Source organism: Lentisphaera araneosa HTCC2155 (assembly GCF_000170755.1).
Lineage (GTDB): Bacteria > Verrucomicrobiota > Lentisphaeria > Lentisphaerales > Lentisphaeraceae > Lentisphaera > Lentisphaera araneosa.
This window is the reverse complement of the sequence record NZ_ABCK01000034.1, coordinates 42791-53228: the sequence shown is the minus strand read 5'-3', so window position 1 is coordinate 53228 and position 10438 is coordinate 42791. Positions and strand designations below refer to the sequence as shown.

The following is a 10438-nucleotide window of genomic DNA, read 5'->3' as shown; positions in this document are numbered from 1 at the left end:
CAGCCGGTGATTTGAATAATGATCTTATTCTTTTTAATGAGGATCTCTTTCAGGGAGCAAGCGGAGATACTTATAGGGTTGGGGCGATAGGGGGAGCGCGTAGAAAAAACACCGACTTTTGTGTTACCACCCAAACGGGGAGGACGAACGAGTGAGCGGGCTTTCATATCTTTATTTTTATGGAACCACGCTAGGATCCAAAGATGAGAACAGTTTTCGAGTCCAGTAATCGCTTCGCGGTTAAAGGCAGAGTTTTCTAAAATGATGCTGCTCAGCACAGAAGGACACAGTCCAGGTTGACGTGGGGTGCCAAACTTTTCTTTAAGATCGCTTTTGATATAACCAATGGCTTCTAAGGAAAAATTATTTTCTTCCGGCGACGGCGTGGATGATGTGTCTTGTGACATTTGGGTACTTCATAACTTTATGTTTAATGATCTGATAGCCTATGGCTTCCATCTGAGGGCATAAATCTGTAGATGAAAAAAATACACTCTGATAAACAAGTGGAAAGAGTAAACTGAGACTTTGTAGTTCTTCCTCTTCGTCTCGAGCGCAAGAAAAGCCATAAGGGAAGTCGATGACGGCAGAGTCGTGCTTTTTATTCCAGTCTTTTAGTTCTTTGTTATAGAGCTCTGCAGTGTAATTGAAATGCTTAAGATTGGTCTCTGTCATTGAAACCGCATGTGCAGAGCGATCAATAGCGAAAACATTAAGTCCTGAATGACAAGCTTCTAGAGTGATGCTGCCTGAGCCACATCCACAGTCGAGGAAATCGGAACCTGCATTCTTGAGGATATTTACGGCAACTCGAGCACTCGTGGCGTTAAGTGCAGAAGAAAAAGTTGCGGGTTTTTTACTATGCTCGAACATGCGGTTGGATTTTTCAGAAAAAATCTTCACGAAATACCAAGAGTGGTGATCTCGGCAAATGGCGTAGCGCTCATTTGGTTGGCTTAAATCAAAGCTACCCTCAATATGCTCAAGAACTTCAAAGAGCACGTCTTTTTTGACTTTGGGATGATTGCCTGCAGAAGGTGTTTCGATGCGAGCATCGCAAACATTAATTTTAGCCTCTCCGAGGGCTTCTAAGTATTGCTCGTAAGAATCGGCTTTGATTAAAATTTTTCCGCCCCAGTCAAAAAATGCGGAATCACTGATGTCGACGCCTTGGTCACTCAAAACGAAACGTTGCTCAGGTGAAATTTCGAAACCAAAAAAGCTTAAGCTTTCGAGCTCTGCAAGGGGGAGATGAAAATCTTGGAGTTTAAGAAAATAAAGGTTTTTTGGCTGGCTCATCATCAGTTCTATTTTAAATCAAAAACTCACAATGACCTGAGTCGTCAAAAAATCTAATCAAAACCCTTGCTTTACCAAATTTTGAAAAGGTCTTTGCGTTCGATCCAGAGGGATTGCTTACCAAGTTTCAGGAGGATGCGTTGTGAAGCAAAGGCCTCTGCTGTATATAGACTTAATTGTTGGGCTTGGCCGCTTTTTAGCGAATTGTTCACAGAAGTGTAGCTAGCTGCTTCTTTGGTGATAGGAGTGTACTGGTTCTTAGCCCAGTAGTTTTGAGAAAGGGTGTAGCTCCATAGCGCGAGCGCAAATGAACAAGTAAGTAGGGCGCTGATAAGCAGTTTTGAGTTCTTGCGAAAGACGCAAAGAATCAGGAAAGTGAGGATCCATATATAAATGGCGACGGTCCAAAGTTCATCGGGGCGAAAACGGGGAGTTTCACTCGTTTTGATTTTGAGCTTCTTTGCAAGTGAAGCTTTTAAGCTTTGATTGGCTTCAAGGCGAGGAGCCATGCGCGAAAGTCGTTCAGTATAAGCGTAGGCTAAAACGTATTTCTTTTCTTCGTCTAGAGCTAAGGCAGCGTGATAAGTAGCGCTGATGTTTTCGGGCTCGGTTTCAAGTAGCTTAATGTAATGTTCGCTACTCTTTAAGGCAGTGGTTTGAGCTTGATTTGAAAGTGGGGCAGCTAGAATGAATAAGAAGGATAAGGCTTTTAAAGCGCGGCTGAGTTTTTTCCCATTTAAGGATTGCAGCTTATCTTTTTGGAAGCGTTGATTTTCGTACTCGGTCAACGTTTTTCTAAGCTCCGCGTCAGAGATTAATTGAATGACTTGAGAATTGCCCTCACCAAATTGAAGTGAGTGGATTTGTTTGAGAAGGGGCATGAGGTGTTCCTTGTAAATTAAGTGCGCTTTCTCTGGGGTCGATTTTTTTAGTAGGCGGCGAATTTGACGTAATTTTTTCTTCTGACGGGCACGGGGGCTTAATTGCATGTGAGTATATGTCTTTAAGAAGAGGGCGAGGGGGAGGAGGCTCGCCAAAACAAAAAGCAGGGGGTGCAAATTAGTGATCAAGGGAAGTCGCGTATTCACTAGAATATTCAATTCATGTTTTTGCTCATCGGAGTTTTTTCGAATGGGTCTTGGGCTTGCTTTGACTTCTTTGAATTTCTCACCGCTAAATTTAATTGTTGGGAATTGAGCTTTGAGAATCCTATAGCTCTCTTTAATGGGGTCGAAAATAGCAAACTTCATTTCGGGCAGTTTTACGTCACTACCTAAAGCTGCCAGAACAAAGATTTTTGTGGCTGCAAGAGAGTCAAGGGAATCGTCTTCGATTTCGCGATTTTCGCTCAATAAGCGAAAGTATTTAAAATTTTGCTGATCAATGTTAAAGCGTTCGGGGTCACCATCTTTGGCCTTGAAACTGAAACTCAAAGTAAAGGGGATTCCGACTTTGCTTTCTTTTTTATCCATTTCAGTTGTGAGTGACCAGTCGCCAACTAAACTCGTATTGATGGCATCAGCTGGTGCTGGTGGGAGAGTTTTGATTTTGATTTTTGGAAAAGAAACTTGTCTTTGTAATGTGATCGGACGGTTGATGCCTGGGGTGCCTGAACGCTTGATGATGCGCAAATTGTGATCGGTACTCACCAGATACTCACCATTAATGAGGGCACTGACAACATAATTGAAGCTAATGAGGTGATAAGTTTTTCCATTGAATTGAGTTTCAGTTTGTTGGTAGTCTTCAATATGTTTGTTTTGTGAGCTACGATTGGCAAAACTTCTAAATTTAAGACCCTCTGAAGTTAGTTCTGGAATTGGGAAATCGCCTTGAATGGCATATTGCTGGTCAAGGTAGATGTCGACTTTTAAACGAAAGAACTGGCCAGGATACAGAGAGTCACCTTCGTGCTCAATTTTCGTTTTAATGAAATAGGCATCGTCATAGGGGCTGGCTTGCACTTTGAAATCAATAGCGGGAACTTCGTGGCCTGAAATTTTGAAGGCTGGGATCGTAAAGTCACCAGGTTTTAAAGCTTTAAAGTTGATTCTGACACTGCTGGAATGAGAACGTCGACCATTAATAATTGACGTGTTGCTGGATACTGAGGGGGAGCCCCAAATGAGACCTTCAATTTTTGGTAAGGTCGATAGGTTGAGGTCTTGATTACTGTTAATGTAAAGTTGGCCGAGTTCGTCGGTGTTGTTCGGTAGCGTGTACTGATGGCGAATTTCGGCGGACAGTAGGCAAGAAAATAAGATTAAAATGAGGGAGAAGGCTTTCATTCTTATTTATCCTGTTCGGGGTTGAAGTGTTGACGTTTATTGCGTTGTTCGCGATTGCGACGGATGAGGTCGCGGAGCTGCTGCTGCCTTTTTAGTTCATCTTGAAAGGCCGCATTTGCTTCAGCTTCGGTCATTTCGTTTTGTTCTTGCTGTTTAGGCTGGCTTTTTTGCGGATCGTCTGATTGTTGTTCGTTGGGATCTACTTTTTTGTTCTGTTGATCTTTGTTCTGTTGATCTTTGTTCTGCTGATCTTTGTTCTGCTGATCCTTGTTCTGCTGATCCTTGTTCTGTTGATCTTTGTTCTGTTGATCTTTGTTCTGTTGATCCTTGTTCTGCTGATCTTTGTTCTGCTGATCTTTGTTCTGCTCTTGATCTTGATCAACTTTTTGTTTTTGTTGCAGGGCTAAATCAAGATTTTCTTGTAGCTTTGTGCTCGTAGGGTAGTCACTCAGTAGATCAATATACTGATCGATCACAGTTTGGAGTTCTTGGCTTTGTTTTCCTGGCTCGGCGGCTAGGGCTTGTTTATGTTTAAAGGCATTGAGATTACTTTGTGCGGCCATTTTAAGTTCAGGATGCTTCGCAGCTGTTTGATAAAGCTTTTCTAGGTGTTCAGCAATGGCTTCGGGATGTTCATGGAGTTGCTGTTCGATGGCTAATGCTCGTCTGTAAGCTTCAAGTTCATCTACTTGAGCGGAAATAGTCGATTCGATGCTGTCAATTTTCTTTTTGATTTCCTCAGGACTCACTTTGGGCTTCGCCTGTGGGGAAGGCAGCTGAGGAGGAAGTTGAGCTTGAGCATTGATCTGATTACTGAGGAATAGAATGCAGAGGAAGCTGATGAGTTGGCTAGCTTGACTCGCCTTTTTTGATTCTGATAGCCAAAGTCGAATGGTGATCAAAAAGATGGCTAAGGGTAGGAAGAATAAGTAAAGTTCATCTCGTACTTTAACATTCTCTTTTTTGCTTTCATCAAACTCGAGTTCTCGAATGAGAGACTCGATGGTGCTGTGACCTGAATTCAAAGGGTCTTCTGGATCCCAAGGGATGTATGTTCCGCCAGTTTCGTCGGCAATTTGTTTGAGCGTGCTCGTGTCACTGAGGCTCATGACGTAATCCCCTTTTGAGTTGCGAATGGGGTGGCCTTTTTCATTCAAGACCAAGCCTTCTCGCTTGGGGTCGCCAAGACTAATGACATTGACCGGGATTTTCTTCTTTTGTAAAGCTTCTAAAGACTCTCGCCATTTATTTCCATCGGTTTCGCCATCACTCAAAAGCACGACTACACGACTATCACGTTCGTTTTCTTTAAATTGTTTTTGGGCGTGATCGAGAGCTGCGGCAATGTTGGTGCCGCCACCGGGAAGCAGAGAGCTGTTGAGGTCGGAGAGGTAGAGTAAGACCATGTCGGGTTCGGAAGTTAAAGGGCATTCAATATTGGCAATGCGTGAAAAAGTGATGAGGCCAAAGCGATCGCCAGGGATGTCATTCATTAGCTTTTTGGCCCACCACTTGGAGTATTCGAGGCGACTTTGTTCATTCATATCCCGAACATTCATACTCTTGGAAATGTCGACAAGGAAGAGGATGGAGCGACTGGAGCTTTCCTTTTCTTGAGAAATTTCTTTGCCCTGCGGTCTAAGCAGGCAGAAGCATAGAGTTCCTATAGCTAAGAGGAGCGAGAGGTAGCGTAGGCGGCGGCGGGTTTGCGAAAGTAAACTCATTTTGACCAAGTCTAAGCCATAGTCGTTTTTGAGGAGTTTAATGACGCGACGACGGTAGCTGTTGCCAAAGAATAAGCAGAGAAAGGCAAACACAATGATAGGAATGAGGTAGGGTGCAAGGTCGATGTTTTTAAAGTGGATCATTAGGGATACCTCATAAAGATAGAATGAGATAGGAGGGTGGCGATGAGTAAGCAGGATAGTGAAGCCCACAAGAAAGGCATGAAGTGTTCGGCATAGTTGATGTTATGGAAGTGTTTGAGCTCAACTTTCTCTAAGGCATCAATTTTTTTGAGTACGTCTTTCATTTGTTCAGCTTCTCGCACCGAAAAATAAAGACCGCCAGTTTTTTCGGCAATTTCTTTGAGTAATTCTTCGTCAAAATCGGAGTTGCTCGCGTTGAGGCGCGAGGAGCCAAAGAAGTTTTCTACGTTCCACGCGACTTCGTTGCCGACGCCAATGGTGTAAATCACGGCGTCTGATTTGGCGGCGGCTTTGGCGGCCATTCGCGGAGTGAGGTTTGAGTTGGCAGTATGGCTGCCATCCGTTACCAAGATGATAATCTTTTTGGGTGCTTTAGATTTCCTTAAGCGCGCGAGTCCGCCACTGATGGCTGCAGTAATATTCGTTTGACGATTGTAGTCGCCTAAGTATTCGGTGCTGATTTCTTTAAGTCGATTCTGCAAGTATTCATGGTCGTTTGTCGGTGGACAGACACTATAGGCTTCGGCACCAAAAACTACGAGGCCAAGACGATCGGATTTGCGTTTGTCAATAAAATCTGCGATGGATTTTTTTGCGTAATGCAGGCGTGGGTGTAATTCTTTATTGTTGATGGCTTCAGCAATGACACGTCGATTGACGGCGAGGTCTTCGGGTTGATCATAGGAACTCATGCTGCCAGAGATATCTAAGGAAAAGACGATGTCGACGCTGTCTTTGTAGCTATACGAGTTCTCTTCTCCTGTTCGTGGGCGGGCTAAAGCAAAGATCATCAGACTGAGTGCTAAAAATTCAAAAAAGATGGGTATGAGGAAGCGTGAAAAAGGGCGATGGTCACTGCCGGTTTTTCCTGTGAAATGAGGGAGTGATGAGACTTTAACGGCAGGTGGTTTGATGTGCAGTTGCCTCCAGAAAAGTGGAATGAGCACAAGCAGTAAAAGTAAGAGCCAAGGATATTGAAAAGTCATTTGCTATCCTTGATCTTAAGGTTTTGAGCCCAGATAATGAGTTCCTTGACCATATTTTGGAATTCGTCTTTTGGAATTGTTTGCTGGTGGAATCTCGCTTTGAAAATACGCTCCAAGTAAGGGCGAAAGAGACTGGAATCGTTTTCGCTGAGTTCATCCCAAGGAGAATCCTCAATGTTAGCATGAAGAAAATTTTCGTGATAGAGTTTGGATAGTAAGAAGCGTGTTTCATCTTGAATGGTCATCAGTGGCGCGGGTGTTGCACATTCCTTATAATCGAGAATTTGTTGCATCTTAGTAATGAATTTTTCTGTAATAGAGGGCTCTTTTGAAGGAAGTTTTTTGAGGATTATTAAAGTCAGTATAAGGCTACTTGAGAGAATGATAGCAAGGGCTGTGGAGCTAGAGATATGACTTTTGGGAGAGCTAAGGGTGATGTCGCCAAATGATTGTACGTTTCTTTCGGGGGCAAATTCTCTTTGCTGCACATTTAAGGTGGGGTAGGTAATTTGAACTGTTTGCAGGCCTTTTGAGCTATTGATATGCACTGTGCGCTGATTATTTTTGTATTCCCCTGCCTTGGTAGCAAAAAGGCTTTCGTGAAGAATGACGCTATTGAGGTTTTTTCGTGTAAAATAGCTTCCCGAATGATGCTCTTTGAGGCCGTCTTCTAATTCATAAGCTTCTAGTTCATAACTACATTGGAAAGGGATGTTCAAGCTGCTTTGAAAATGAATAGCTTCGCCAATTTTGTAAGTGCTTTGATTTATTTCAGTCGAGATCACTCTGACTTGTAATTTGCTTTGCCATTTAATCCAATAAAACAAGGACGTTGTGACCAGAGCGACACAGAGGGTGATTAAAGTGATGAGGCCAAGCTTTTTCATCTGCGTTGATTCCTGCGGCCAAAGAATTTCATAAGCTCTGTCGTTGGGTCGCTAGTATTTTTCAAGAGCATCCAATCCGCGCCGGCTTCAACGCAGGCCTTTTTATTGCGTTCAATAAATTTTTCGGCAGCTGCATGGATTTTAGCGTTGGGCTTAAAGAAGTCGAGTAAACCCGTTTCTGCATCCTGCATCAAGAGTGGAGGCAGGCGTTTTGGGATATTGATTTCGAACTCATCGAGAATATTAATGACAATTAGGTCGTGTTTTTTACCAACGGCGCGAAGACTCTTTTGGAAGTCTTTTGGATCCATTAGATCAGAGATTAAAAAGACGACAGATTTTTTCTTTTGCGACTGCATGAAACGGTCTAAAAGCTGTTTAATATTGGTTCTGGCACGTTTGCGTTGGTGAACAATCAGCTCTCGCGCTAATCGCAAAATATGTTGCTTGCCTCTTTTGGCGCGCAAATGCAATTCTTCTTCATCACTATGGAGCATGAGGCCCACACGGTCGCGATTGCGAATGGCGCTAAAAGCAATAAGCATGGCAATTTCGATGGCGTTTTGCATACGAGTTTTATTACCGCCAAAGTCAGCAGAGGCAGAAATATCCACAAGTATATTAATCGTTAGTTCACGTTCCTCAGTGAATTGTTTGACGTAGGGGTGCCCAGCACGTGCAGTGACATTCCAGTCAATTGTACGCACGTCGTCACCAGGGGAATATTCGCGGACATCGCAAAATTCCATGCCACGACCTTTGAAGACTGAATGGTAAGCTCCGCCAGTGAGTTCATCAACGTTTTTTCGCGTTTTGATTTCCAGTTTTTTTACGGCGGAAATGAGTTCGCGTGGATTAAACATTTCTAGGGTGCACGTAGTTCGCTGAGGATGAGTTGAATAAGCTTGTCGCTACTAAGGCCTTCGGCTTCCGCTTCGTATGAAGGGATAACGCGGTGACGGAGAACATCTGGCGCTAAGCTGAGGATATCGTCGGGGAGGATATAATTGCGACCTTGGCAAAAAGCATGAGTTTTTGCGGCGAGAGTCAAGCTCAAAGTCGCACGAGGAGAAGCACCGCAAGCAACTAAATCGGGTAGTGACTTGAGATTTGCTTGTTGTTGACGGCTAGAGAGTTGGTCGCTCATGCCTGGGCGAGTGGCCATAATGATATCAACAATATATTCTTGGAGGCTTTCGTCGATAAAAACTTTGTCGAGCATGGTGCGAGCGCGCAAAATATCATCGGTGCTGCAAACGGCTTCAGCTTTGAACCTAACATTAGGTGTCGCCATATTTTTCAAGATATTGAGCTCATTTTGTCTATCGGGATAGTCAACCAAAACTTTCATCATGAAGCGGTCCATTTGAGCTTCGGGAAGTGGATAAGTACCTTCTTGATCAAGTGGGTTTTGAGTGGCCATAACCATAAAAGTTTCGGGGAGTTGAAAGCTTTTGTCTCCGATAGTGACTTGTTTTTCTTGCATACACTCAAGTAAGGCAGATTGAACTTTAGCGGGCGCGCGGTTGATTTCGTCGGCAAGTACGAGGTTGGCAAAGATGGGCCCCTTTTTAATAGAGAAGCTATGTTCGCGAGGATCATAGATGGATGTGCCAACAATATCAGCTGGAAGAAGATCGGGTGTGAACTGTAAGCGGCTGGCATCGGCGGTAATAGCTTGTGCCATAGTATTAATAGTGAGGGTTTTTGCGAGTCCGGGTACACCTTCTACAAGGAGGTGGCCAGAGCTAATGAGTCCGATGATCAGTCGGTCAATAAGTTTTTCTTGTCCAGAGATAACTTTGGCAATTTCATTTTTTAAGGGTGTGATGAAAGCTGAGGCAACAGCAATTTCATCTTGTGTTTCTGTGTCGCGATTATCCATAGTGGCTATAAAGTTGCAATGATATTATGTGTTAAGAATTTAATGTGTGAATTTTTCTTAAATTTCATTCACTAAGAGGCTGTGAAAATACAATTCATATTGATGATTGCAAAGTCCCGAGTCATATTAAAAGCCGGACAATAGCAGGGAAAATTGATGAAAATAAAAAAGAGATCTTATAATCGAGCGTCACCAATAGAAAAAGCCGTGGGGCTTTTTATGCCATTTCATTGTGACTCCTGTTTGCATCGTTTGCGAGTTTCGCAAGAAAATTATGGTTATGGTATGGTTTGTCCCTATTGCAAAACTGGGATTATTTGTCCATCACCTTCTTTTCATGCTGGAGAGCAAATTGGCCCCTACTTAATTGATGGTTGGTTGGCGAAAGGTGCAATGGGAGAGGTCTATTATGGGCACTCTATTAAGACAGACAGAGTCGTTGCTCTGAAGATTCTCAATACGGATGTCGATAGCCAATATGCCTTCAAATTATTTGAGCAAGAAGCCTATATTATGGATCACTTTGAGCACGAATGTTTACCGCGTTTAGCGGGCTATAACCAACATCATGACTATTATTACCTAGCAATGAACTATGTCGAGGGGGAAGGTTTAGATACCTTGCTCCTTCGACAAGGTGCTTTAGATCAAATATATGTTCTAGATCTGATTATTCGTATCGCAGATTTATTGAATCATGTTTGGACTAAGTTTGGGGCGATTCATCGCGATATTAAACCGGCCAATATCATGGCGACAGAGGATGATAAAATCGTTTTGATTGACTGGGGCTTGGCGCACATTTATAATCATCCTATCGAAAATGATACTGACATTACTTTTGGCACACCTGAATACATTTGTCCCGTTATTGTAAGCGGGGAATACAATCCAGATTATCGTACAGATATTTATTCTTTAGGCGCAACTTGTTACCATTTAGTGACGGGGCAATTTCCCTACCATAGTGAAGATGCCGAAGAGGTGATTGACTTAGTTCTTCACGGTGAGGTGCCAGATGCCCATGAATTGAACTCGAATGTGAGTCCTGAGTTCTCTAAGATTTTGAATCGTATGATGCAAAAAGAGTATGATGATCGCTATCAGAATTGGGCGGATCTAATTGAAGATGTAGAAAAAGTTAAGATGTTCTTGTCTTTCTAAG

General features: G+C 43.1%; 9 protein-coding genes. 1 reads left to right on the top strand and 8 read right to left on the bottom strand.

Translation table 11 applies throughout. From position 1 onward, the window contains the following. The 8 genes from tsaA to LNTAR_RS22125 all read right to left on the bottom strand — a co-directional run. On the bottom strand, window positions 1-407 hold a 407-nt coding region (tsaA, locus tag LNTAR_RS22160), incomplete at its 3' end, for a tRNA (N6-threonylcarbamoyladenosine(37)-N6)-methyltransferase TrmO (RefSeq protein WP_007281005.1). Beyond that, window positions 364-1302 (bottom strand): TRM11 family SAM-dependent methyltransferase, encoded by a 939-nt coding sequence (locus LNTAR_RS22155; protein ID WP_083800118.1) that lies wholly within the window; start codon window positions 1300-1302, stop codon window positions 364-366. The genes tsaA and LNTAR_RS22155, both read right to left, overlap by 44 nt. 68 nt (window positions 1303-1370) lie before the next feature. Then, entirely contained in the window at window positions 1371-3587 is a 2217-nt protein-coding gene (locus LNTAR_RS22150) for a BatD family protein (RefSeq protein WP_007281003.1), read from the bottom strand. Window positions 3588-3589: 2 nt separating this feature from the next. Beyond that, window positions 3590-5455, bottom strand: a complete 1866-nt coding sequence (locus tag LNTAR_RS28530; protein ID WP_007281002.1) for a VWA domain-containing protein — start codon at window positions 5453-5455, stop codon at window positions 3590-3592. Continuing rightward, window positions 5455-6501, bottom strand: coding sequence for a VWA domain-containing protein (locus LNTAR_RS22140; RefSeq protein WP_007281001.1), 1047 nt, complete (start codon window positions 6499-6501; stop codon window positions 5455-5457). The genes LNTAR_RS28530 and LNTAR_RS22140 overlap by 1 nt, the downstream gene beginning before the upstream one ends. Beyond that, complete coding sequence (locus LNTAR_RS22135) at window positions 6498-7388, bottom strand: hypothetical protein (RefSeq protein WP_007281000.1); 891 nt, start codon at window positions 7386-7388, stop codon at window positions 6498-6500. The genes LNTAR_RS22140 and LNTAR_RS22135 overlap by 4 nt, the downstream gene beginning before the upstream one ends. Then, entirely contained in the window at window positions 7385-8251 is an 867-nt protein-coding gene (locus tag LNTAR_RS22130) for a DUF58 domain-containing protein (RefSeq protein ID WP_007280999.1), read from the bottom strand. The genes LNTAR_RS22135 and LNTAR_RS22130 overlap by 4 nt, the downstream gene beginning before the upstream one ends. A 2-nt stretch (window positions 8252-8253) precedes the next feature. Next, the gene (locus LNTAR_RS22125) at window positions 8254-9273 is read right to left on the bottom strand and encodes an AAA family ATPase (RefSeq protein WP_007280998.1); all 1020 of its coding nucleotides are present in this window, start codon (window positions 9271-9273) and stop codon (window positions 8254-8256) included. A 156-nt stretch (window positions 9274-9429) separates the two neighbouring features. On the opposite strand from LNTAR_RS22125, the gene LNTAR_RS22120 reads away from it, so the two are divergent. After that, a complete protein-coding gene (locus LNTAR_RS22120) occupies window positions 9430-10437 on the top strand; it encodes a serine/threonine protein kinase (protein WP_007280997.1) in 1008 nt (335 codons plus the stop codon). The last annotated feature ends 1 nt before the right edge of the window (window position 10438 follow it).

Excerpts from the sequence above, each read along its gene's own strand:
- LNTAR_RS28530 (WP_007281002.1), bottom strand. The coding sequence starts at position 5,455 with ATGATCCACTTTAAAAACATCGACCTTGCACCCTACCTCATTCCTATC.
- LNTAR_RS22130 (WP_007280999.1), bottom strand. The coding sequence starts at position 8,251 with ATGTTTAATCCACGCGAACTCATTTCCGCCGTAAAAAAACTGGAAATC.
- LNTAR_RS22140 (WP_007281001.1), bottom strand. The coding sequence starts at position 6,501 with ATGACTTTTCAATATCCTTGGCTCTTACTTTTACTGCTTGTGCTCATT.
- LNTAR_RS22125 (WP_007280998.1), bottom strand. The coding sequence starts at position 9,273 with ATGGATAATCGCGACACAGAAACACAAGATGAAATTGCTGTTGCCTCA.
- LNTAR_RS22135 (WP_007281000.1), bottom strand. The coding sequence starts at position 7,388 with ATGAAAAAGCTTGGCCTCATCACTTTAATCACCCTCTGTGTCGCTCTG.
- LNTAR_RS22150 (WP_007281003.1), bottom strand. The coding sequence starts at position 3,587 with ATGAAAGCCTTCTCCCTCATTTTAATCTTATTTTCTTGCCTACTGTCC.
- LNTAR_RS22120 (WP_007280997.1), top strand. The coding sequence starts at position 9,430 with ATGAAAATAAAAAAGAGATCTTATAATCGAGCGTCACCAATAGAAAAA.
- LNTAR_RS22155 (WP_083800118.1), bottom strand. The coding sequence starts at position 1,302 with ATGATGAGCCAGCCAAAAAACCTTTATTTTCTTAAACTCCAAGATTTT.